The following is a 22683-nucleotide window of genomic DNA, read 5'->3' on the forward strand; positions in this document are numbered from 1 at the left end:
CCGGTTTGTCACCGGCCCCTTTTTCATGGCCTAAAACCGGTTATCCTTCGGGAATCCCGTCGGCGGCATCCGCCCTGCGGCACCACGCGCAACCTTCCACATGCCGATTTCCGTCTCGGTGCGCGTGCGGCCGCTATCACCGCCCATCTGCCAGCTTAGCCCATCGGCCAAGGTGAAAGTGGTCACATCGCTGAGGCCGCCATCGCGATAGCGTTGCAGGGTCACGCCCTGCCCTCGCGCCATCACCGGCATTTCGTCCAGCGCGAAGACAACCAGCTTGCGGTTGTCGCCCACCACGGCCACGTGATCGTGCGCCGGGGCAATGGCGCGGGCCACCACCAGCTTCACCCCGTCCTTCACGTTGACCACCTGGCGACCCTTGCGGGTCTCGGCCAGCAGTTCGTCGGTCACGGCGGCGAAGCCCTTGCCGTTGTCTGCCGCCAGCAGCAGTTGCCGCCCCGCCTCATGAACGATCATGGCGATCACCTGCGCGCTGGCGTCGATGTCCAGCGTGTTCCGCACCGGTTCGCCAAAGCCGCGCGCGCCGGGCAGCTTGTCCGCGCCGATGGTGAAGAAGCGGCCATCGTCGCAGGCCAGCAGCAGCTTGTCGGTGGTCTGACAATGGACGGCAAAGGCCGCCTCGTCGCCTTCCTTGTACTTGAAATCGCCGCAGCCGTCGGTTCCCAGGTCCACGTGGCCCTTGGCAGCGCGGATCCAGCCCTTGCGGGACAGGATTACGGTGACCGGTTCCTTCTCGATCATCGCGTCCATGCTGAATTCCACCGTGGGGGCAGCTTCGGCAATGGTGGTGCGGCGTTTGCCCAGCGCGGTATCCTCCGCATATTCCTTGCGGATAGCGGCAAGATCGCGCTTCAGGCGGGTGCGCTGGCGGGCCGGGCTTTCCAGCAGCTTGTTCAGCTCCTCCTGCTCGGCCAGCAGCTCGTCCTGCTCCTTGCGAAGCTGCATTTCCTCCAGCTTGCGCAACGACCGCAGCCGCATGTTGAGGATCGCCTCGGCCTGCCGGTCGGTCAGTTCGAATTCGGCCATCAGCACCGGCTTGGGCTCGTCCTCGGCACGGATGATGGCGATCACCCGGTCAAGGTTGAGGTAGGCGATGATATAGCCCGCCACCAGTTCCAGCCGGTTGGCGATCTTGTCCAGCCGGTGCTGGCTGCGCCGTTGCAGCACCTCGATCTGGCTGGTCAGCCAGTGCAGCAGCACTTCCTTCAGCCCCATCACCATCGGCGTGCGCGTGGCATCCAGCACGTTGAGGTTGAGGGAGAAACGCGTCTCCAGGTCGGTCAGCTTGTAGACCGATTCCTTCAGCAGCTCGGGGTCGATATTGCGGCTGCGCGGGACCAGCACGAGGCGGATCTGCTCGTCGCTCTCGTCGCGCACGTCTTCCAGGATCGGCAGCTTCTTGTCGGCAATGGCCTGGGCGATCTGTTCGATCAGCTTGCCCTTGGGCACCTGGTAGGGGATTTCGGAGATGACCAGTTGCCAGCCCCCGCCCTTGTGCCGTTCGATCCCGGCCATGCGGTCAGCCTCGTCCGCAGCCTCGGCGGCGTAGAAGCGGCCGCGCACGCGGAAGCTGCCGCGCCCGGTTGCATAGGCGTGGCTGATCGCATCGGCACTGTCCACCACCAGCCCGCCGGTAGCGAAATCGGGGCCGTGGAACACCTGCATCAGTTCGGCATGGGTAACGTCCTTGTTGAACAGGACCAGTTCGGCCGCATCGATGATCTCGGCCACGTTGTGGCTGGGGATGGAGGTGGCCATGCCCACGGCGATGCCGCTGGCCCCGTTGGCCAGCAGGTTGGGGAACAGGCCGGGGAATACGGTCGGCTCTTCCTCCTCGTTGTTGTAGGTGGGGACGAAATCGACCGTGCCCTCGTCCAGCCCCTCCATCAGCAGCATGGCGGTGCGGGTCAGGCGCGCTTCGGTGTAGCGCTCGGCGGCGGCGTTATCGCCGTCGATATTGCCGAAGTTGCCCTGCCCTTCGACCAGCGGATAGCGCAGGCTGAACGGCTGGGCCAGGCGCACCATGGCATCATACAGCGCCAGGTTGCCGTGCGGGTGATACTTGCCCATCACGTCGCCCACCACGCGGCTGGACTTCTTGAAGGCGCTGGACGGGTCCAGCTTCAACCCGCGCATACCCCACAGGATGCGGCGGTGGACCGGCTTCAGCCCGTCGCGCAGGTCCGGCAGCGAACGGGCGGTGATGGTGGACAGGGCGTAGACCAGGTAGCGCTCCGACAGGGCACTGTCGAACGGAGCATCGACGATCGCGTCGAACGGGTCCTTCTCGTCTTCGATGGTATCCATGCCCCGTGCCCTAGCAGCGGGGGCTTTCGCGCAACAGCGCGGAACCAGCGGCTTTCCCCATGTGTTGTGTGGCTGACTTCCCCCGCGAACAAGGACCACTCGCCATGCCGCAGAAGATTCTCATCCTGGCCACCGACGGCTTCGAACAGTCGGAACTGGAAAAGCCAAAGGCGTTGCTGGAAAAGGCGGGGTTCGAAACCACCGTCGCCAGCCCCAAGACGGGCGAGATCCGCGGCTGGGACCAGAAGGACTGGGGGCGCGCCGTCAAGGTGGACATGGCCCTGTCAGATGCCGACGAGGCCGATTTCGATGCCCTGCTGCTGCCCGGCGGGCAGATGAACCCCGATATCCTGCGGATGGATGACGAGGCGGTGGACCTGGTGGGCGCGTTCTACGATGCCGGCAAGCCCGTCGCCGCCATCTGCCACGCCCCCTGGCTGCTGGTGGAAGCCGACGTGGTGGACGGCCACCGGGTGACCGCCTGGCCCTCGGTCCGCACCGATCTCGCCAATGCCGGTGCCGAGGTGGAGGACGCCGAGGTGGTGGTGGACGACAACCTGATCACCAGCCGCAAGCCGGAAGACATCCCCGCCTTCACCGATGCCCTGATCACCATGCTGCGCGAACGGGCGGACTGACCCCTTCGGTTCCCAACCCGCATCGCCAGGGCCCCGCCACCCCCACAGGTGGCGGGGCTTTTTGCGTGGCTCTTTCGGCGGACGTTGCCGGTCCGTTGGTGCTGGGCGCACTTGGCCTGCAACGCTGGCAGCGCCTCACGGCGGCCGCTGCGGGCTGAGCGCCCTAATACCCCTGCATATCGCGGCTCTCGCGCGGGATCTTCACCTCGATCCCGTCGAGGGCCTCGGTCAGCAGGATCTGGCACGAGAGGCGGCTGGTGGCAGCGAGGCTGGCGGCGAGGTCGAGCATGTCCTCCTCGTCGGGACTCGCGGGGGGCAGCTTGCCGAACCAGTCACGGCCCACGATCACGTGGCAGGTGGAACAGGCCATCTGCCCCTCGCACGTCCCTTCCAGCGGCATCCCGGCGGCCTGCGCCACTTCCAGCAACCGGTCGCCCGGCTTGCCTTCGGCCTCGGTACGGGTGCCGTCGCGGTTGATGAAGATGACCTTGATGGTGCCTGCTCCTGCCAAAGGGTTATTGCGCCTCCGCCGCGCTGATAATGGCTGCCGCGCCCGCTTCAAGCTGTTCCATCGTGGTGTAGCGGCCAAAGCCCAGCCGGATCGACGATTTGGCCTGGGCATCGCTCAACCCAATGGCCTTGAGCACGTGGCTGGGCCGGCCCGATCCGCTGGCGCAGGCGGAGCCGGCGCTGAACATCACATTGCGGCAGTCGCTCATCAGGCGGGCGACATCGAGGCCATCGCGCCGCAGGTTGAGGTTGCCGTGCCAGCGCTGGGTGGCGCTGCCGTTAAGGGTCCACCCGGCGAAAAGGTCGCGTGCCCGGGCCCACAGCGCTTGCACATGCGCCGTATCGTCCTCACGCCGCTCCACCGCCAGCCTGGCTGCCGCGCCGAACCCGGCCACCAGCGCGGGGCTGAGCGTGCCCGATCGCAGGCCCTGTTCCTGCCCGCCGCCGGTGGTCTGCGGTTCCAGCGCCAGCCCGTCCCGCAGCCACAGCGCACCAATCCCCTTGGGGCCGTGGAGCTTGTGGGCGGACAGGGCGATCATGTCGGCCTCGGCCACCGGCAGCTTGCCCGCCGCCTGCACTGCATCGGACAGGAACAGCGCGCCCGCCGCCCGCGCCCGCGCCTGCCACGCCGCGCTGTCCTGCACGGTGCCGATCTCGTTGTTCACCTGCATCACGCAGACCAGCCGGGTATCGTTGGGCAGAGGCGCAGCCGGGGCGGCCAGCCCTTCGCTATCGACCGGGATCACATGCACCGCACCCGATGCTGCTGCCGTATCCAGCACTGCGGCATGTTCGATCGCACTGACCGCAAGCGGTCCCCGCCCGCCACAGCCTCGCATCGCCAGGTTCAGCGCCTCGGTCGCCCCGCTGGTAAACACCACGCGGCCCCCGGGGGGAAACAGCGCCGCCACCTGCTCGCGCGCCACCTCGATCGCAGCCATGGCCATGCGACCCATGCGGTGGGTGCTGTGCGGATTGCCGAAGTGGTCGCTGTCCGGCCCGCCCAGCCATGGCAGCATGGCCTCGCGCGCCTCGGGGGCCAGCGGAGTGGTTGCCTGGTAATCCAGGTAGATCACGCCAGGTGCCCCCAAGCGCTGGCGAAGGCTGCGAGGTCTGCCGGGGTGGTATTCCAGCCAATGCTGACGCGGATGGTGCGCTGGGCCACCTCGTCACCCAGGCCAAAAGCCTTCAACACCCGGCTGGGCTTGAGCGAGCCGCTGGAACAGGCGCTGCCTGCCGAAACGGCAAAGCCCGCCGCGTCCAGCCGGATAAGCTGTGCCTGCGCGCTCATCGTGGGGTGGGTCACGGCCAGCACGTGGCTGCATTGCGGACCCAGCCGCACCACGTCGCCCGTATGGTTCAGCATGTCGCGCAGGTCATAGCGGTCGGGATAGCCGGTGGCCCAGCTTTCCACCCCGCCCGCTTCCAGCGCGGCGGCCAGGCCCAGCACGCCAGGCAGGTTCTCGGTTCCCGCGCGATAACCGCGCTCGTGCCCGCCGGTCGGCTCCAGCATGGCATAGTCACGCACCAGCAGCGCGCCCACGCCGATGGGCGCGCCCAGCTTGTGGCCGGAGACCACGACCATGTCCGCATCGGGCAGCGGCACGCGGCCCGCGCTCTGCGAACAGTCGGCTAGTAGCCACCCGCCCGCCGCGCGCACCTGCGCCAGCACGGGCGTGCCTTCATGCGGGATCAGCACGGTGCCGGTTTCCGAATTGATCGACTGCATGGCCACCAGTGCCTTGCCGCACGTGGCCAGCGCCTCGTCCAGCGCCACGGGATCGAGCGAGGCGGCCCGCACTGGGACGACCGTGGCATCGGGCGCGGCGCGCAGCACGGCATCGTGTTCCACCGCGCTCACTATCCGCCGGTCCACCTTGGCGCGGCCCAGGGCCAAGGCCAGCGCCTCGCTGGCCCCGCTGGTGAAGATCACCTCCCCCTCCCACCCCAGCGAGGCCTTGATCCGCGCCCGCGCTTCCTCCAGCGCGGCGCGCGCGCGGCGGCCCTCGGCGTGCGGGCTGCTGGGGTTGGCCCACAGGGCAAAGCCTTCATCCAGCGCCGCTTTCGCCTGCGGGCGCAGCGGGCTGGTGGCAGCATGGTCGAGATAGACTCGGCCGGTCATCGAATAATTGCGAAAATGGACACAGTTCCTATATAGCCCGCCAACTCCGCCGCGCCACCCGCGCGGTCACGCCCTCATCGCAGAGTATCCGATAGACCCATGCCCCACGTGATTTTCCCCGGCCCCGAAGGCCGTCTCGAAGGCCGCTTTTCCCCCGGACTGCGTCCGCGCGCGCCGGTGGCGATGATCCTGCACCCGCACAGCCAGGGCGGCGGCACGATGAACGACCGCATCGTGCAGATGCTGTACAAGAACTTCACCGAGCGCGGCTTTGCCACCCTGCGGTTCAATTTCCGCGGCGTTGGCAAGAGCCAGGGCAGCTTCGACAACGGCATTGGCGAGCTGAGCGATGCCGCCAGCGCGCTCGACTGGGTGCAGTCGATCCACCCGGAAGCACAGACCACTTGGATCGCCGGCGTGTCCTTCGGCGCGCTGATCGGCATGCAGTTGCTGATGCGCCGCCCGGAAATCCGCGGCTTCATCTCGGTCGCCCCGCCTGCCAACATGTACGATTTCAGCTTCCTGGCCCCGTGCCCCGCCAGCGGCATCTTCATCCAGGGGTCGGCCGATACGGTGGTGCAGCCCAATTCGGTCACCAAGCTGGTAGAGAAGCTGCGCACGCAGAAGCACATCACCATCCACCACGACGAGATTCCGCGCGCCAACCATTTCTTCGAGAACGAGCTGGAGGACCTGAAGGCATCGGTCGACCGCTATCTCGATTTCCGGCTGGACCCGAGCTGTCCGATCACCTGATCCGGTAGCAGTTTCGCTTTCGAGAAGGCCCCTTCCCCACGCGGGACAGGGGCCTTTTTCGTGCCCCTGGCACTAACTCAATCAATCCACTTGTAACACTTTGTCGTAAGATGTAATGTTACATTATAACACGCCGAGTCGAGGCACGAGACCTAGGCCGGCGACAAGAGAGGAGTGGAAAGCCGATGGCCTATCTCGACCACAATCACAGCCACAAGCGCCTGGCCGGGGTTACCGGCGTGGCACTGGTGCATATCGTGCTTGCCCTGGGCCTGACGGCGGGGCTGGCAATCGACTATATCCGGCCGGCACCGCCCCCGCCGTTCGAAGGCGGGCAGATTCCCTTGCCGCCGCCCCCGCCGCCAGACACCAGGGAACAGCCGGACCCGGTCGATCCGCGGGTGCCGCCCACCGCACCGGAGCGGCCGGTTGACCTGAACCTTCCCCCGCCCCTGCCCCCGGTTCCGCCAACCCCCACGGACGAGCAGATCACCTACACCGGCGGCACCGACATTCCGCTGCCGACGCCGCCACAGCCCCCGGAACCCCCGCGCCCGCCGCTGGTCACCCCGCGCGGACCGGTCCCCGCCAATGGCCCCGCCGGCTGGGTAACCACGGATGACTATCCGCGCATCGCCATCAGCCGCGAGTATGAGGGCACCACGCGCTACCAGGTCACTGTGGGGTCCAACGGTCGCGTGCAGGGCTGCAGCGTGGTCGCCAGCAGCGGGTTCGAAGTGCTGGACCGGACCGTCTGCGACAGGATCGAGCGCCGCGCCCGTTTCCGTCCCGGCATCGACCGCAACGGCGTGGAAGTGGCCGGCATCTATACCGGTTCGGTCAGCTGGCAGCTACCGGACTAGACCAGGTCCGTGGCCCTGTCCGGACGGGTCGTCTGTCAGCGGGCGGCGGGCGCACTCTCCGCGTCCGCCGCTTCCGCATCCTGCGGCGGAGGCAACTGCCAGATCACCACGTTGCCCAGCAGCACCAGTGCCATCACCACCATCAGCAGAGTTTGCAGGTTGGGTCCGTTGCGGCGGTACTGGTACCAGCCGCCCCACAGCAGGGCGACCATGGCCAACATGGCCAGCGAAAGGGCGAAATCGTTCATGGTGCAGCCGTCATAGAGCCGGCCTCGCCCCGCCGCCAGCGGGAGATTGGCGCCGGCGATTGACAGGCACGGTTTCGCCTGCAACCACCTGTCCATGCTCGAAAACACCCTTTTCACCCGGCGCCAGGCGCTGGGGACGCTGGCCGCCGGCACTGCGCTGGTCACCCTGCCCGGCTGCGCCACCACGCAGACACTCAGCGCATCGCAGGCCGGCACTGCCACGCTCGATGCCATTGTCTGGCGGCTGATGACCGCCGAGCCGGAACGCGCCACCTCGCTGGGCGTGGACACGGGCGAGCACGCCGCGCTGCGCGGGCTGTCCACCGATGTCTCGCTGGCGGGGCTGGCCGCAGAAGCCGCCATGCTGCGGCAGGACCTCGCACTGGTTCGCGCGACCGACACCAGCGGCATGGACGACGCCACCCGCACCAGCTTTGCCGTGGTCGAAAGCGCCTATGCCACCGCGCTTGAGGGGCTGGCGATGCCCTATGGGTCGGTCTCGATCGGCTCGTGGCGCAATTCGCCCTATACCGTGATCCAGAACGTGGGCGGCTATATCGACATGCCGCGCTTCTTCGATAGCGACCAGCAGATCGAGACGACCGCCGATGCGGAGGCGTACCTGGTCCGCCTGTCCGCCTTTCCGGCGCAACTGGATGGCGAGCTGGAGCGGCTGCAGGCCGCGCGGGAGATGGGCCTCGTGCCGCCCGACTTCCTGCTGGCCAAGGCCATCGGCCAGATGGAACAGTCGATCGCCGATGCGGCCGGCGGCGGCGCGCTGGTGGAATCGCTGGTCCGCCGCACGAGAGAAAAGGGCCTGCCCGGCCAGTGGCAGGCACGCGCAGAAGCCGTGGTGAAGGGCCCGGTGCAAGCCGCCCTGCAGCGCCAGCTTGCCGAACTGCGGCTGGAAGCAGGGCAAGCCACCAGCGAGGCGGGCATGTGGTCGCGCCCGCGGGGTGACGAATACTACGCCTGGGCGCTGAAGGCGGCGACCACCACCACGCTGACCCCGGCGGAAATCCATCAGATCGGCATGGAGCAACTGGCCGAGATCCACGGCCGGATGGACCCGATCCTGCGCGACCTGGGCTACACTCGGGGCACGGCCGGCCAGCGCATGGTGGAACTCAGCCGCGATCCGCGTTTCCAGTTTGCCGATGGCGATCCGGGCCGTGCGGAAATCATGGCCTTCATCGCCGAGCGGGTGGACTGGATCCGCGCGCAGATGCCGCGCGCTTTCGAACGCATCGTGCCCGCGCGCCTCGAAGTGCGCCGCCTGCCGCTGGCCGAGGAGCCGGGCGCGCCCACGGCCTATGGCGGATCGGGCAGCAAGGATGGCGCGATCCCGGGCAAGATGTGGATCAACCTGCGCACCACCGACCTGCATCGCAAGTACGACATCCCCACCCTGGTCCACCATGAGACCATTCCCGGCCACGTGTGGGAGGGTGAATATTCCAACCAGCTCAGCCTGATCCGCTCGGTGCTGTCGTTCAGCGCCTTTTCCGAAGGTTGGGCGCTCTATGCCGAGGTGCTGGCCGACGAGCTGGGCGCCTATGACGAGAACCCCGCCTGGCGGCTGGGCTACCTGCAGGACCAGGCCTATCGCGCCGCGCGGCTGGTGGTGGATACCGGGATGCACGCGATGCGCTGGAGCCGCGCCCGCGCCGCCGCTTTCTTCCAGGAACAGGTGGGCAAGGAGGAGGCCGAAGCGGCCAACGAGATCGACCGCTATTGCAGTTGGCCCGGCCAGGCCTGTGCCTACAAGATCGGGCAGACCGAGATTCTGCGCCTGCGCCAGCACGCGCGCGACCGCCTCGCTGCCCGGTTCGACCTGCGCGCCTTCAACCAGGCAGTGGTCGATGGCGGCAACTGCCCGCTGGATGTGCTGCAGGCCAACGTGGAGCGGCACATCGCAGGGCGCGCCTGAGACGGCGTGGTTAGCGGCACGCTAGGCGCTTTCGGCAACCGGAAATTTACCAGCGCAGGCCACTCCGTATTCACCATCCGTTGGTGAAAGGTCCGCCACCATGCTCTATCTTTCTGCCACTGCCGCCCTGGCCGGCGGCGTTGGACTGGCGATGATCCCCCATCACCGCAACCCGACCAAACGCCTGCTGCAGCGCGGGGGCGCGGCAGCAGTGTTCGGCCTGGGCCTGTTTGGCACCATGCTGGCATTGGTCATGGGCGGCTGAGGCGGCCCACCACATTCCTACTGCGGGGTTGCGTCCAGTTCGTCTGCGGCATCTTCGAGGTCGTCCTTGATCTGCTCACCCTCGGCGCGGATCACGTCGGCCTGCTGCTCGGCCACTTCCTCGTTCGGGCCGCCCTCTTCAACCGCCTCGACCATGTCGGCTTCGGCTTCGTAGCTTTCGTCGATCGCTTCGGCGACGTCCTCCGTCTGGTTCTCGGCAGCACTGTCGCAGGCGGCCAGGGCAAGCGCGGGGACGGCGAGGATGGCGGTGGCGGCAAGGCGGGCAAGGGTCATGGTCTTCTCTCCCAATGATGCTGACTCAGGCAAAATTTAGCGAAACGGCGCCGGGACCAGAGTCCCGACGCCGCTCGTCTGTTCCTGAAGGGGGGAACACTTTTCAGGGCAAGCCGCCGCTTACTGCGGCAGGTTGTTGTCCATTTCGTCGGCCGCGTCTTCCATGGCGTCCTTGGTGGCTTCGCCTTCGGCTTCGATGGCATCGGCCTGGGCTTCGCCGGCTTCTTCCATCCCGGTGCCGTCGGTTGCGTCCTCGATCGAGTCAGCCTGCATTTCGGCAGCTTCGTCGATGGCTTCAGCCGAATCTTCGACAGCGTTTTCCTGCGCGCTGTCGCAAGCTGCGAGGGCCATGGCCGAGGCGAAGAGGGCGGAAGCGCCCAGGATGCGGAAAGTCTTCATGGTTTTGGTCTCCGTGACGAGTTTGACGAACTCCACGGTGAGACGAACCGCACCCTGATCGGTTCCCGGAATGCGGCAGCACTTTGGCAGAAATGTGCGCCCGCGCCGCTTTGTCGCCGGAATTAGCCCTTGCCGAACAAGCCTTTGGCCATATCCGTCAGGTCATCCAGAGGATTGCCATCGCCGTCGCGATCGAGGATCGAGGCGAACTGGGTGAGCGAACCCTCACCGCCGATGTGGCCCACGATCTGGTTCAGCACCGCCGGGTCCAGTCCGGTCGCCGCGGCGGCGTGCTCCACGGTATCGCCCTGCATCTGGTGCCCGCGACCCAGCGCGGCGATGGCGGCTTCCGCCATCCTGGGGGAGATGCCCACCTTCTCGGCCAGGTTGACCACGTCATCCGGCGAACCGGCGATGCTTTGCAGCAGGCTGTCGAAAATACTCATCGCATGCGACTCCTCGTCCTTCTGGATCCTCGCAGGCATCTTCCGCCTACCGGGACGCAGTTGCAAGTCAGCATTCGGCCAGCGGGCGCAGGTCCGGTTCCACCCAGCCACGCCGCGCCGCGCGGGAAAACAGCCGGTCACGCGACCAGAACCGCAAGGGATAGTCGCGCCGCCCGCGCTCGCTGGCCAGCAGGCGGTTGACGCGCCCGACCAGGCTGCCTGCGATATCGGCCTCAAGATGCGCCGCCACGGCCAGCACGTAGAACCGGGTTATCGTCTCGTGATAGCCCTGCGTCTCGTCGTTCACCCCGCCCACGGCCACGTTGTAGCCGGCGATGGTGCCGGGCAGGTCGCGCAGGGGCACGAAGTCGGGATATTCGAGCAGCAGGCAGGTGCAGGCGGCCAAGTGCGCCTCATGCGTCCACTCGGGCCGTGGCAGGCTGCGGTCGAGCAATCCGCGCGTCACGTGGCGCACGGCTTCATCGCTGGCAAAAAGGCGGATCGGGTGGTCGGTCATCGGAGGGGAATTCCCGGGTCGTCTTGGTGGCGGCCCGGGAGTTTCCCTTCCGGACCAGGTCAGGCGGCGGAAGCGGGCGCGGCCTGGCGCACCCCTTCGTCCACGTAGGCGTTGAATTGCTGGAAGTTGTCGACGAACAGCTGCACCAGCTTCTGCGCAGTCTGGTCGTATTCCTCGCCATCGGCCCAGGTGCTGCGCGGATCGAGGATCTTCATGTCCACCCCGGCCGCTTCCAGCGCGGGCACATAGACCGGAACTTCAAAGCCGAAGTTCTCGTCCTTGCGGAATTCCACGCTGTCCAGCGAGCCATCGAGCACCGCGTTCAGCAGGGTGCGGGTGCCCTTGATCGGCATCCGCTTGCCCACGCCGTACTTGCCGCCGGTCCAGCCGGTGTTGAACAGCCAGCACTGCGCCCCGCCCTTGGCGATCCGTTCCTTCAGCAGGTTGCCATAGACGCTGGGGTGGCGCGGCATGAAGGCAGCACCGAAGCAGGTGGAGAAGGTGGCTTCCGGCTCGGTCACGCCAATCTCGGTACCGGCAACCTTGGCGGTGTAGCCGCTGAGGAAGTAGTACATCGCCTGGTCCGGCGTGAGGCGCGCGATCGGGGGCAGCACGCCGAAGGCATCGGCGGTCAGCATGATCACGTTGCTGGGTGCCGGACCGAGGTTCTTCTCGCTGGTGTTCGGGATGAACTCGATCGGATAGGCGCCGCGGGTGTTCTCGGTCTTGCTCTTGTCGTCGAAGTCAAGCTCGCGCGTGTCTTCGTCCATCGCCACGTTCTCGAGGATCGTGCCGAACATCTGCGTGGTGGCGTAGATCTCGGGCTCACCCTCGGCCGAGAGGTTGATCATCTTGGCGTAGCAGCCGCCTTCGAAGTTGAACACGGCCTGGTCCGACCAGCCATGCTCGTCATCGCCGATCAGCGTGCGGCTGGCATCGGCGGACAACGTGGTCTTACCGGTACCCGACAGGCCGAAGAAGATCGCGCTCTTGCCGTCAGCGCCAATGTTGGCGCTGCAGTGCATCGGCATCACGCCCTGTGCGGGCAGCAGGAAGTTGAGCAGGCCGAACACGCCCTTCTTCATTTCGCCCGAATATTCGGTGTTGCCAATCAGGATCAGCTTTTCGGTGAAGTTGACCGCAATCACGGTGTCGCTGCGGCAGCCGTGGCGCTCGGGGTTCGCCTTGAAGCTGGGCAGGTTGATGATGGTGTATTCGGGCGCGAAACCGGCCAGTTCCTCCGCCGTGGGGCGCACCAGCAGGGTGCGGATGAACAGGTTGTGCCAGGCCATCTGGGTGATCACGCGCACGTTCACGCGGTATTCCGGCTGGCTGCCGCCGAACAGGTCAGCCACGTAGAGTTCCGGCTGGTCCTTCACGTGGGCCAGAAAATCGGCCTTCAGGTTGGCCCAGTGCTCCCCGGCCATCGGCTGGTTGATGGTGCCCCAGTTGATCGTGTCTTCGGTGGTGGCATCGCGGACGATGTACTTGTCCTTCACGCTGCGGCCGGTGAACTTGCCGGTATCCACCAGCAGGGCACCGTGCTTGGTCAGCTTGCCCTCGCCCTTCTTGAGGGCGTGTTCGACCAGTGCCGAAGTGCCCAGGTTGGCATGAATGGTGGCATCGGTAGCGATGCCCTGGCTGGCAAGCGTAACACCAAGCGTCGTCGACACAGACGATCTCCCCGCAGCAAATTGTGAAAACCAAGCTCTAAAAGGAACCGCGCTCCCACACGGCTTGGGGATGGCCCTTAGTTGCAGCAACCCCGCTCGTCAATTTGCCCCGCGACGGGCAGAGGCCGAAATTCCGTATTACGATGATCGACAGCATCGATTTTGCCGTGCAAGACATTGTTTCCGCCCCGCCCCGGCACTACTCAATTGCTCCGAAGGGTGGTGCAGCATTTTGTGGAGCGTGAGACGATGAGCAGCGACCTGGTGCTGGATTCCGGACCGGACTTCGATGCCCAGCGCACCATCGCGCTGGTGGATGATGACCGCAACATCCTGACCACCCTGTCCATCGCCCTGCAATCGGAAGGCTATGCCACGCGCGTATATTCCGATGGCGAGGCGGCGCTGGCGGCGCTGCGCTCAAACCCGCCGGACCTGGCTGTGTTCGACATCAAGATGCCGCGCATGGACGGGCTGGAGCTGCTCCGCCGCTTGCGTGAGACCAGCAGCCTGCCGGTGATCTTCCTGACCAGCAAGGACGAGGAGGCCGACGAGGAAGTGGGCCTGGCCATGGGGGCCGACGACTATATCTCCAAGCCCTTCAGCCAGCGCCTGCTGCTGGCCCGCATCCGCGCCATCCTGCGCCGCGCGGGGCCAGTGCAAGACAGCGGCGGGGAAGCCCCCGAGGCCGCCACCAGCGACAGCATGGTGATCGAGCGCGGACGGCTACGGATGGACCCGGCGCGCCACCAGGTGACCTGGGGCGGCAAGCCGGTAAGCCTGACGGTGACGGAATTCCTGATCCTGGAAGCGCTCGCCGCCCGGCCCGGCGTGATCAAGAGCCGCAACCAGCTGATGGATGCCGCCTATCCGGACGACATCTTCGTGGACGATCGCACGGTGGACAGCCACATCAAGCGCCTGCGCCGCAAGTTCCGCGCGGTGGACAACGATTTCGGCGCGATCGAGACGCTCTACGGGGCGGGCTACTCGTTCTCCGATGGCTGACACGATCAGTCCCGGCCGGCTGGAGCGGATGGCGCGGCCGCTGGGCGGGTCGCTCACCGCGCGCACGCTGGCGGTCAACCTGATCCCGCTGCTGCTGCTGGCAGGCGGACTGTTCTTCCTCGATTCCTATCGCCGGCAACTGCTGCAGGAGCGCTTCAACCTAGCGCGGATCGAGGCGCAGATCGCCGCCGAAGCACTGTCCGGCGCCACCCGCGCGCGGCAGGAAGCGCTGATGATCCAGATCGGCAAGGAACAGCACCTGCGCCTGCGGATGTACAACCCGGCGGGCGAGCTGGATGCCGACAGCTTCGCCCTGGCCCCGCCCAGCTTCGTGTTCGACGATCCAGTGGCCGAACCCTTCCTGGAAGACTTCGCCCGCTGGACCGACAGCGCGGTGAACGTGCTGGTCGGCGCGCCCTCGCCCGCCCCCTACCTGGAACCGCAAAGCACCCGCGCCGATGCCTGGCCCGAAGTGGTCCGCGCACGCGAACTGGGCTATACCCAGATCGAGCTGCTCAGCGCGCCCGATGGCACCCCGGTGATCAACACCGCCGCGCCCGTGGGCGTGCAGGGCTATACCCTGCTGACCACCCGCAATGCGGTGGACATCACCCAGTCGGTGCGCAACGCCCGCTCGCAACTGCTCAGCGCCATCGGCATTGCGCTGATGGTCTCGATCGTCCTGTCGCTCTACCTCGCCAACACCATCATCCAGCCGCTGCGCCGGCTGGTGCGCGCCGCCGTGGCCGTGCGCACCGGGCGCGAGCGCGAGGTGGAAGTTCCGCGCATGAGCGAGCGGGGCGACGAGATCGGCGTGCTGGCCCGCGCCGTTTCCGACATGACCGGCACCCTCAGGCACCGGATCGACGCGGTGGAGAGCTTTGCCGCCGACGTGGCGCACGAGATCAAGAACCCGCTCGCGTCCCTGCGCAGCGCCATCGAAAGCCTGCCCAAGGTGAAGGACGAGGCCCTGCGCGGGCAGTTGATCGAGGTGGCCGCGCACGATGTGCAGCGGATCGACCGGCTGGTGTCCGACATTTCCGAAGCCAGCCGCATCGATGCCGAGATCAGCCGCGCCAAGTTCGAGGCGGTGGACCTGGGCCGCATGGTCGGCCACCTGATCGCCGCGCGCGAGGAGCGCGGGCTCAACCTCGGGCGGCGGATCGAGCTTGCCGTGAACGGCCACCGCACCGTGGTGATGGGCGTGGCCCTGCGGCTGGAACGGATCATCAGCAACCTGCTCGACAATGCCATCTCGTTCTCGCCCGAAGGGGGCGCGGTGGAGGTGCGGGTGGAACGGCAGGGGGAACGGGTGGTCACCACTGTCAGCGACCACGGCCCGGGCATCGCACCCGACAAGCGCGAGGACGTGTTCCGCCGGTTCCATTCCGACCGGCCGGATGCCGAAGGCTTCGGCCACCACTCCGGCTTGGGCCTGGCCATCGCCCGCACCATTGCCGAGGCGCATGGCGGATCGCTCTACGTGGCGGACCGGAGCGACGGCGCACCGGGTGCCTGCCTCGTGCTGGACTTGCCCGGTGTCGAGTGAGGGGGGTGGCATGACGCCGCTGCTGCACCAGGCGACCGGGGTGCTGGTGGACGGGCGCGTGGTGCTGATCGAGGGTGAGCCGGGCAGCGGCAAGAGTGCCCTCGCCCTCGCCCTGATCGACCGTGGCGCGCTGCTGGTGGGGGATGACGGGGTGGCGCTGGAACGGCGCGGCGGCCACCTGTGGGCCAGCCCCCCACCGCACACCGCCGGCCTGATCGAGATCCGCAACGTTGGGCTGGCGCGGCTGCCCTGTACCGAGGGGCAGGTGGGGCTGGTGCTGCGGCTCGATGCTGCCGCCCCGCGCTTCGTGGAGCAGGCAGCGCAGGTGACCCTGGCAGGCGTGGAGCTGCCGCTGCTGGCGCTCTATCCCGCTACGCCCGCCCTGCCCTTGCGTGCCGAATGGGCCGTGCGCCTCCACGCGCTGCCGCGCCACGATACGGACCAAGGTTCCTAGCCTCTTCCCTTTTCGCCGCCGCCAGCGCATGCCTGCCGCGTCATGACCGACGAATCCCCTCCCCCCCGCCAGCGTGTGCTGCTGGTCACCGGCATGCTGGGCGCAGGCAAGAGCACCGCGCTGCGCGAGCTGGAGGATCTGGGCTGGGAATCGATCGACAACTTCCCCATCCGCCTGCTCGACCGGTTGATCGGCGGCGCGGCCGGCAAAGGCGCCACCGGCCATCCGCTGGCCATCGGCTTCGATTGCCGCACGCGCGGTTTCGTGCCGGCCGACATCATCGAACGGGTGAAGGTGCTGTCCGAACGGCCTGATCTGGAGATCACCACCCTGTTCCTCGACTGCGCCGGGCACGAACTGGCCCGCCGCTTCGACGAGACGCGGCGGCGGCATTACCTGGCGCAGGACATGCCGGTTCCGTCAGGCATCAAGGCCGAGCGCGAATTGCTGGCGCCCTTGCGCCGCTGGGCCGAGGTGCTGATCGACACCACCGATTTCACCACCAATGACCTGAAGCAGACGATCCGCAGCCAGTTCAGCCAGTCCGCCCCGCAGGAGATGACCGTGACCGTCTCCAGCTTCGGCTTTGCCCGCGGCATGCCGCCCGCGACCGACCTGGTGTTCGACATGCGCTTCCTCGACAACCCCCACTGGGCCCCGGGCCTGGCCGAGCTGACCGGGCTGGACGAGCCGGTGGCCCGCCACATCGCCGGAAACCCGCTGTTCGTTTCCGCCTTCGCCAAGATGCGCGACCTGCTGCTGGAACTGCTGCCCGAATATGCCCGCCAGGGAAAAACCTATGTCAACATTGCCTTTGGCTGCACCGGTGGCCGCCACCGGTCGGTCTATACGGCGGAACGCATGGCGCAGGCCTTGCGCGAAGGCGGGTTTTCGCCCACTGTGCTGCACCGCAACCTAGGCTCCCGCGCGGCCGGGCTGGTCGAAGGTTCGCCCAACCATTGATGGCAACCCATTGATGACAAACACGGTTTTTGAAACGTCACTGGTTCGCCCCCTCGCTGCGAGTTGCTTTTCCCGATGATCGGCATGATTCTGGTAACCCATGGCCGCCTGGCCGAGGAATTCGTCCACGCCATGGAACACGTGGTCGGCGCGCAGGCCCAGGTGGCCACCGTGTGCATCGGCCCCAATGACGACATGGAGCTGCGGCGCGAGGAAATCGCCACCGCCATTGACACGGTGGACAGTGGTACCGGGGCGATCATCCTGACCGACCTTTTCGGCGGCACCCCGTCGAACCTGGCCATAAGCCTGCTGGAACGCGGCCGGACCGAAGTGATCGCCGGCATCAACCTGCCGATGCTGATCCGCCTGGCCGGCGCGCGCAAGGATATGGACCTGCCCCGCGCCGCCGCCGCCGCGCGCGATGCCGGCCGCACCTATATCACCCTGGCTTCGGAATTCCTCGGCCAGGACGCATAAGAGACTTGGACCGGCGCAAAGGCCGGCCACACCGCCCTGGGGAGGGGGAACCGATGGCAGAAGCACGCCAGACCGTGGAAATCGTCAACAAGCGCGGCCTGCACGCCCGCGCCAGCGCCCGCTTCGTGGCCGCCGTGGCGCAAATGGACGATGTGAAGGTGCGCGTACACAAGGACGGGCACGAGGCCGGCGGCGCATCAATCCTGGGCCTGATGATGCTGGGCGCGGCCAAGGGTGACAGCGTGGACATCGTGGTCAGCGGCGACACCGCCGAGGACCGGCTGGCCGAACTGGTCGCCATGGTCGAGGGCGGGTTTGGCGAGGATTGAGCTTCGCGTCCGGCGCGTGGCTATTGTGCTGACCTTGCGCTAGAGGAGCCGCCATGCGCCGCCAGATCACCGGATTTTCCAACCCCACGGTCAAGCACCTGCGCTCCCTGCGCGAGAAGAAGCACCGCAAGGCCGCCGGGCAGTTCATGGCCGAAGGACTGCGGCTGCTGACCGATGCGCTCGCCTGCGGGCACGTGCCGCAGGTGCTGGTGATGGGCGAGCAGCGCGATCCGCACCCCCTGCTGGCCAAGCTGGAAGCGGCGGTTGAGCGCACCGGCGGCGAGGTGATCGAGACCAGCGAGGAGATCCTCAGCAAGATCACCGGCAAGGACAACCCGCAAGGGGTGGCCGGGGTGTTTGCCGAGTTCGACACTTCGCTGGCGGGGATCGACCGCTCGGCGGCCAACATCTGGCTGGTTGCCCAGGCCCTGCGCGATCCGGGCAACCTTGGCACCATGCTGCGCACCGGCGATGCCGTGGGCGCCGGCGGCCTGATCCTGATCGACGATTGCGCCGATCCGTTCAGCGTCGAAGCCGTGCGCGCCAGCATGGGCGCTGTCTTCACGCAGAAAGTGGCGCAGGCCAGCTGGGGCGAGTTCCTGCCGTGGCTTCGCAGCGGTGCGGGACAACTGGTGGCCGCAAGCTTGCGCGACGCCGTCCCCTATCGCGGCGCACCCTATGCCGCGCCCTGCTTCGTGCTGGTCGGCAACGAATCGCGCGGTCTGCCGGAGGACTACGAGGCCGCCTGCGACCTGCGCGTGACCATGCCGATGAAGGGGCGTGCGGACAGCCTCAACGCGGCGGTGGCGGCGGCGGTGCTGGCTTATGAGGTGCTGGATAAGGTAGACAGTTAGTCGCCAGCGACGAACACGCTAATAAGGTAAGCGCCGGACTTTTTGTCTGCGAGCAGGCGGTAATCGATAGGACTGCGCAACTGGTCCGTCCGTATAAACCCGCCCACCCGGTCCCGGCCTTCCACCTCCTGCAACCAGATTTCAGTCCAATGATTGCCGGAGGCATCGCTTGGCGTCGGGTCATCGCCATATGCCATCTCAACCTCATCCCAAGAAACCCGCGCAACGATCGGCGCATCGCTGGCGGGCCGGGACCGAACGGGCACATCGGTCCCGATCACAATGAAGGACTCAAAAGGATCGAGTCGGGTCTCCTGCGCGAAATGCCACGGCAGCACCAGATTGCCCCATCGGTCGATGGCGCAGCCGAGCGGCATGATGCGGTCGAGTCCATCCCACAGGTTATATTCAGACGAACCAAGGCGCTGGCGGAGTTCCGCCTGTCCAGCTCCGCCGCCAAAATCGAGCATGACCTGCGGGTCCGTCAGCGCCAGCAGCCGATCGGCATCGCGCGCCGCGACCACTTGTTTCAATTCAGCGGTGAATGCTGCGGCTGCGGGATCAGCAGCGCAATCGTCGCGCGGGGCAAACGGGCCTTGCGGGGCCGAGGCAGTGGAGATCGTCGCGCTTGATTCACTCGCGCGCGGCTCAACCGGCACGGTCAATTCCTGCGTCTCGTTGCACCCTGCCAACAAGAAGCTGAAGAGAAGGACCAGACCGCAGCGGTTCATTCCGCCGCCTCGTCCTGCGCGCCATCTTCAAGCAACCGCACCGAAGGTTCCACCACATCCGTCGCGCCATAGGTCGGGCTCGCCTCGACCAACGGCACCTCGTCCATTTCCTTGGCGATCTCCAGGCCCTTTTCCGCCATGCGGCGGCCGCTGGACAGGACGTTCCGCTCAAAGCTGCCGACGAAGCGGTTGTAATTGGCCACGGCCGATTCCAGCCCGCCTCCCACGCGCTTGAGGTGTTCGGCGGCTACCCGCAGCCGGTCGTACAGTTCGGCGCCCATGCGGCCGATTTCCTTGGCCTCGCCCGCCATCTTGTCCTGCCGCCAGACTTGCGCCACGGTACGGGCGATGGCCACGAGGTTGGTCGGCGTGGCCAGCAACACGCCGTTGCGGAAGGCGAAGTCCCACAGCTCCGGATCGGCCTCCAGCGCGGCGGCGACGAAGTGTTCGCCGGGGACGAACATCACCACGTAATCAGGCGCTTCCTCGAACTGGCTCTGGTAGCTCTTGGCCCCCAGCGTCTGCACATGGTTGCGCATCGACTTGGCGTGGAGCGCCAGGTGGCGCTGGCGGTCATCATCATTGTCCGCCTCGAACGCGGCCTGGTAGGCGTTGAGCGATACCTTGGCGTCGATCACCAGCTTCTTCTGCCCCGGCACGTGGACGATCGCATCGGGCCGCAGCCGCCCGCCCTCGGTTTCCAGCGAATGCTCGAGGTCGAAATCGGTGTGCTGCGACAGGCCGCACTGTTCCAGCACATTCTGCAGCGCCCGTTCCCCCCAGCGGCCGCGCGCCTTGGGGGCGTTGGTCAGCGAATTGCCCAGCCGCTGCGCCTCGCGCTTCACCTCTTCCTGGCCCTTGCGCATCTCCTCGATCACGCCGGCAAGCTGGCCGAAGGCATCGACCCGCTTGGCCTCAAGGCTCTGCACCTGCTCCTCGTAGGTCTTGAGCCGTTCCCCCACCGGGGCCAGCAAGGCCTTGAGTTTCTCCTCGCTGGCCTTCTCGGAATGGCCCAGCCGCTCCTCCGCCCGCGCAAGGAAGGCCTCCTGCGCCTTGTTCAGCACGGCATGGCCGGTGTTCTGGAATTCCTTCAGCAGTTCCTCGCGCGCGGTCACCAGCAGGCGCTTCTGCTCCTCGAAATGCGCGGCGTTAGCCTTCAGCGTGGCCAGTTCCGCCCCCAGCCCTTCCCGCTCGCGCCGGGCGGCATCGAGTTCCACCGCCAGCCCGTCAGCCCGCGCGGCCCGCTCGCTCATCGTGGCAAGGTCCACCACCATCGCCTTGACCCGATCCTCCTGCTCCGCCGCGCGCGCCTTCGCCTCGGCCAGCGGCCGGGTGCCGAGAAACCAGCCCAGACCCGCGCCAAGCAGAAGCGCGACAACGGCAAGCACGGCGGCGATCAACAGATCCATGATTCTCTCGGCAATATCGGAACAAACACGGAACTTACCCGAGACCGCTCTACTGCACAACCCAACCCGAAATCATCTCCACCACGAATGAGCGCACCGGTTGACAAATCTCCCCTTGAGAAACGCGCCTGCAAAATTGTATGGGGTGCTTACAAATTCAGATTCGCGAAAATTTCGCAGCTATGAAACTGGGCGGTGCCCATCCCGGGTGTCCCGTCCTATCAGGAAGAGGATCCTTGCCGATGCCCACCGATATCGAAATTGCCCGCCAGGCCACCCTGATCCCGATCACCGAAGTGGCCAAGAACGCCGGCGTGCCGGACGAGGCGCTGATCCCCTATGGCAAGTACAAGGCCAAGGTGGATACCGCCACCCTGCCCACCACGCACAACGGCAAGCTGATCCTGGTCACCGCGATCAACCCCACCCCGGCGGGCGAAGGCAAGACCACCACCTCGGTCGGCCTGTCCGACGCGCTCCACCGCATCGGCAAGAAGGCGCTCCTGTGCCTGCGCGAGCCGAGCCTGGGCCCCTGCTTCGGCGTCAAGGGCGGCGGCGCCGGTGGCGGCAAGAGCCAGGTGATGCCGATGGACGAGATCAACCTGCACTTCACGGGTGACTTCCACGCCATCACTTCGGCCCACAACCTGCTGTCGGCCATGATCGACAACCACATCTACTGGGGCAACGCGCTGGAGATCGACCTGCGCCGCGTGACCTGGCGCCGCGTGCTGGACATGAACGACCGCGCGCTGCGCTCGATCGTCGGCCCGCTGGGCGGCGTGTCCAACGGCTACCCGCGCGAGACCGGCTTCGACATCACCGTGGCTTCGGAAATCATGGCCATCCTGTGCCTGGCTTCGGACCTGGAAGACCTGCAGAAGCGCCTGGGCGACATCATCATCGGCTATCGCCGCGACAAGACCCCGGTGTTCTGCCGTGACGTGAAGGCTGACAGCTCAATGACCGTCCTGCTCAAGGACGCGATCCTGCCCAACCTGGTGCAGACGCTGGAAAACCGCCCGGCGTTCCTGCACGGCGGCCCCTTCGCCAACATCGCCCACGGCTGTAACTCGGTGATCGCCACCAAGACCGCGCTGCGCATGGCCGAATACGTGGTGACCGAAGCCGGCTTCGGTGCCGACCTGGGCGCCGAGAAGTTCATGGACATCAAGTGCCGCCTGGCGGGCCTGAAGCCCGATGCCGTGGTGCTGGTGGCCACCGTGCGCGCGCTGAAGATGAACGGCGGCGTGGCCAAGGGTGACCTGACCAAGGGCGAGAACGTGGATGCGGTCCGCGCCGGTTCGGTGAACCTGCGCCGCCACATCGAGAACGTGAAGAAGTTCGGCATCACCCCCACCATCGCCATCAACCACTTCTACCTGGATACCCAGGCCGAGCTGGACGTGATCGTGGAGATGGCCAAGGAGTACGGCGCCGAAGCCGTGATCTGCAAGCACTGGGCCGAAGGCGGCGCCGGGGCCGAGGAACTGGCCCGCATCGTTGCCGCCAAGGCCGATGCCGGCGCGCCGGACTTCAACCAGCTCTATCCCTCGGAGATGAAGCTGGCCGACAAGATCACCACCATCGCGACCGAGATCTATCGCGCCGGTTCGGTGACCATCCCCTCGTCCGTCCGCAGCCAGCTGAAGGCGTGGGAAGACATGGGCTATGGCCACTTCCCGGTGTGCATGGCCAAGACGCAGTACAGCTTCAGCACCGATCCCACGGCGCTGGGTGCGCCGGTGGATCACGACGTGGCGATCCGCGAAGTGCGCCTCTCCGCCGGTGCCGGCTTCGTGGTGGCCATCGCGGGCGAGATCATGACCATGCCGGGCCTGCCCAAGGTGCCCAGCGCCGAGAATATCTACCTCGACGAGAACGGCCAGATCGAAGGCCTGTTCTGATCCGGGCAACC

Annotated in this window: 25 protein-coding genes; 13 read left to right on the forward strand and 12 right to left on the reverse strand. The window is 66.7% G+C overall.

Annotated elements, in window-relative coordinates; all coding sequences use genetic code 11:
* Nucleotides 1-30: 30 nt before the first annotated feature.
* Nucleotides 31-2328, reverse strand: a complete 2298-nt coding sequence (gene parC / locus GRI99_RS13410; protein WP_160772545.1) for a DNA topoisomerase IV subunit A — start codon at nucleotides 2326-2328, stop codon at nucleotides 31-33.
* A gap of 104 nt (nucleotides 2329-2432) precedes the next feature.
* Between parC and GRI99_RS13415 the strand changes: the two genes are divergently transcribed.
* Nucleotides 2433-2966, forward strand: a complete 534-nt coding sequence (locus GRI99_RS13415; protein WP_160772546.1) for a type 1 glutamine amidotransferase domain-containing protein — start codon at nucleotides 2433-2435, stop codon at nucleotides 2964-2966.
* Nucleotides 2967-3129: 163 nt separating this feature from the next.
* On the opposite strand, the gene GRI99_RS13420 is transcribed toward GRI99_RS13415, so the two are convergent.
* The 3 genes from GRI99_RS13420 to GRI99_RS13430 are packed head-to-tail and all read right to left on the reverse strand — an operon-like array spanning nucleotide 3130 to nucleotide 5598.
* Entirely contained in the window at nucleotides 3130-3477 is a 348-nt protein-coding gene (locus GRI99_RS13420) for a 2Fe-2S iron-sulfur cluster-binding protein (protein ID WP_237438342.1), read from the reverse strand.
* Between the two features lie 4 nt (nucleotides 3478-3481).
* Entirely contained in the window at nucleotides 3482-4552 is a 1071-nt protein-coding gene (locus tag GRI99_RS13425) for an aminotransferase class V-fold PLP-dependent enzyme (protein WP_160772547.1), read from the reverse strand.
* On the reverse strand, nucleotides 4549-5598 hold the full coding sequence (locus tag GRI99_RS13430) for a cysteine desulfurase family protein (protein WP_160772548.1): 1050 nt from the start codon (nucleotides 5596-5598) through the stop codon (nucleotides 4549-4551). Before GRI99_RS13430 ends, GRI99_RS13425 begins: the two co-directional genes overlap by 4 nt.
* Before the next feature lie 99 nt (nucleotides 5599-5697).
* Here GRI99_RS13430 and GRI99_RS13435 point away from each other — a divergent pair, with 99 nt between their 5' ends.
* Nucleotides 5698-6354 (forward strand): alpha/beta hydrolase, encoded by a 657-nt coding sequence (locus GRI99_RS13435; RefSeq protein WP_160772549.1) that lies wholly within the window; start codon nucleotides 5698-5700, stop codon nucleotides 6352-6354.
* A gap of 185 nt (nucleotides 6355-6539) precedes the next feature.
* Nucleotides 6540-7217 carry an energy transducer TonB gene (locus GRI99_RS13440; protein ID WP_160772550.1) on the forward strand — a complete coding sequence of 226 codons (678 nt, stop codon included), beginning with the start codon at nucleotides 6540-6542 and terminating at the stop codon, nucleotides 7215-7217.
* 35 nt (nucleotides 7218-7252) lie between these two features.
* On the opposite strand, the gene GRI99_RS13445 is transcribed toward GRI99_RS13440, so the two are convergent.
* Nucleotides 7253-7561, reverse strand: a complete 309-nt coding sequence (locus GRI99_RS13445) for a hypothetical protein (RefSeq protein WP_237438343.1) — start codon at nucleotides 7559-7561, stop codon at nucleotides 7253-7255.
* On the opposite strand from GRI99_RS13445, the gene GRI99_RS13450 reads away from it, so the two are divergent.
* Nucleotides 7560-9395: a DUF885 domain-containing protein gene (locus GRI99_RS13450; protein WP_160772551.1), complete on the forward strand. Its 1836-nt coding sequence runs from the start codon at nucleotides 7560-7562 to the stop codon at nucleotides 9393-9395. The genes GRI99_RS13445 and GRI99_RS13450 overlap by 2 nt on opposite strands.
* Before the next feature lie 100 nt (nucleotides 9396-9495).
* Nucleotides 9496-9660: a hypothetical protein gene (locus tag GRI99_RS13455; RefSeq protein WP_160772552.1), complete on the forward strand. Its 165-nt coding sequence runs from the start codon at nucleotides 9496-9498 to the stop codon at nucleotides 9658-9660.
* Nucleotides 9661-9677: 17 nt separating this feature from the next.
* Here GRI99_RS13455 and GRI99_RS13460 read toward each other — a convergent pair whose 3' ends face one another.
* From GRI99_RS13460 to GRI99_RS13480, 5 genes are all read right to left on the reverse strand, one after another.
* Nucleotides 9678-9953: a hypothetical protein gene (locus GRI99_RS13460; RefSeq protein ID WP_160772553.1), complete on the reverse strand. Its 276-nt coding sequence runs from the start codon at nucleotides 9951-9953 to the stop codon at nucleotides 9678-9680.
* Nucleotides 9954-10073: 120 nt separating this feature from the next.
* Nucleotides 10074-10388: a hypothetical protein gene (locus tag GRI99_RS13465; RefSeq protein WP_160772554.1), complete on the reverse strand. Its 315-nt coding sequence runs from the start codon at nucleotides 10386-10388 to the stop codon at nucleotides 10074-10076.
* 86 nt (nucleotides 10389-10474) lie between these two features.
* A complete protein-coding gene (locus GRI99_RS13470) occupies nucleotides 10475-10798 on the reverse strand; it encodes a hypothetical protein (RefSeq protein ID WP_160772555.1) in 324 nt (107 codons plus the stop codon).
* 67 nt (nucleotides 10799-10865) lie between these two features.
* Complete coding sequence (locus tag GRI99_RS13475; RefSeq protein WP_160772556.1) at nucleotides 10866-11315, reverse strand: hypothetical protein; 450 nt, start codon at nucleotides 11313-11315, stop codon at nucleotides 10866-10868.
* Between the two features lie 59 nt (nucleotides 11316-11374).
* Nucleotides 11375-12988, reverse strand: coding sequence for a phosphoenolpyruvate carboxykinase (locus tag GRI99_RS13480; protein WP_160772557.1), 1614 nt, complete (start codon nucleotides 12986-12988; stop codon nucleotides 11375-11377).
* A gap of 249 nt (nucleotides 12989-13237) precedes the next feature.
* On the opposite strand from GRI99_RS13480, the gene GRI99_RS13485 reads away from it, so the two are divergent.
* From GRI99_RS13485 to GRI99_RS13515, 7 genes are all read left to right on the forward strand, one after another.
* The gene (locus GRI99_RS13485) at nucleotides 13238-13996 is read left to right on the forward strand and encodes a response regulator transcription factor (RefSeq protein ID WP_160772558.1); all 759 of its coding nucleotides are present in this window, start codon (nucleotides 13238-13240) and stop codon (nucleotides 13994-13996) included.
* On the forward strand, nucleotides 13989-15545 hold the full coding sequence (locus GRI99_RS13490; RefSeq protein WP_160772559.1) for a HAMP domain-containing sensor histidine kinase: 1557 nt from the start codon (nucleotides 13989-13991) through the stop codon (nucleotides 15543-15545). The genes GRI99_RS13485 and GRI99_RS13490 overlap by 8 nt, the downstream gene beginning before the upstream one ends.
* 10 nt (nucleotides 15546-15555) lie before the next feature.
* On the forward strand, nucleotides 15556-15999 hold the full coding sequence (locus tag GRI99_RS13495; RefSeq protein WP_160772560.1) for an HPr kinase/phosphorylase: 444 nt from the start codon (nucleotides 15556-15558) through the stop codon (nucleotides 15997-15999).
* Nucleotides 16000-16041: 42 nt separating this feature from the next.
* Nucleotides 16042-16962, forward strand: a complete 921-nt coding sequence (gene rapZ, locus GRI99_RS13500; RefSeq protein WP_160772561.1) for an RNase adapter RapZ — start codon at nucleotides 16042-16044, stop codon at nucleotides 16960-16962.
* A 75-nt stretch (nucleotides 16963-17037) separates the two neighbouring features.
* Nucleotides 17038-17442: a PTS sugar transporter subunit IIA gene (locus tag GRI99_RS13505; RefSeq protein ID WP_160772562.1), complete on the forward strand. Its 405-nt coding sequence runs from the start codon at nucleotides 17038-17040 to the stop codon at nucleotides 17440-17442.
* Between the two features lie 53 nt (nucleotides 17443-17495).
* Entirely contained in the window at nucleotides 17496-17771 is a 276-nt protein-coding gene (locus tag GRI99_RS13510) for an HPr family phosphocarrier protein (RefSeq protein WP_160772563.1), read from the forward strand.
* A 53-nt stretch (nucleotides 17772-17824) separates the two neighbouring features.
* Nucleotides 17825-18625 (forward strand): TrmH family RNA methyltransferase, encoded by an 801-nt coding sequence (locus tag GRI99_RS13515; protein ID WP_160772564.1) that lies wholly within the window; start codon nucleotides 17825-17827, stop codon nucleotides 18623-18625.
* Here the strand turns inward: GRI99_RS13515 and GRI99_RS13520 are convergent.
* Both GRI99_RS13520 and GRI99_RS13525 read right to left on the reverse strand, forming a co-directional pair.
* On the reverse strand, nucleotides 18622-19356 hold the full coding sequence (locus GRI99_RS13520; protein ID WP_160772565.1) for a hypothetical protein: 735 nt from the start codon (nucleotides 19354-19356) through the stop codon (nucleotides 18622-18624). The two genes, GRI99_RS13515 and GRI99_RS13520, sit on opposite strands and share 4 nt — an antisense overlap.
* Entirely contained in the window at nucleotides 19353-20765 is a 1413-nt protein-coding gene (locus GRI99_RS13525) for a DNA recombination protein RmuC (RefSeq protein WP_160772566.1), read from the reverse strand. The genes GRI99_RS13520 and GRI99_RS13525 overlap by 4 nt, the downstream gene beginning before the upstream one ends.
* 242 nt (nucleotides 20766-21007) lie before the next feature.
* Here GRI99_RS13525 and GRI99_RS13530 point away from each other — a divergent pair, with 242 nt between their 5' ends.
* The gene (locus GRI99_RS13530) at nucleotides 21008-22672 is read left to right on the forward strand and encodes a formate--tetrahydrofolate ligase (protein WP_160772567.1); all 1665 of its coding nucleotides are present in this window, start codon (nucleotides 21008-21010) and stop codon (nucleotides 22670-22672) included.
* Nucleotides 22673-22683: the final 11 nt, after the last annotated feature.

This window comes from Alteraurantiacibacter buctensis, from assembly GCF_009827655.1.
Classification (GTDB): Bacteria; Pseudomonadota; Alphaproteobacteria; order Sphingomonadales; family Sphingomonadaceae; genus Alteraurantiacibacter; species Alteraurantiacibacter buctensis.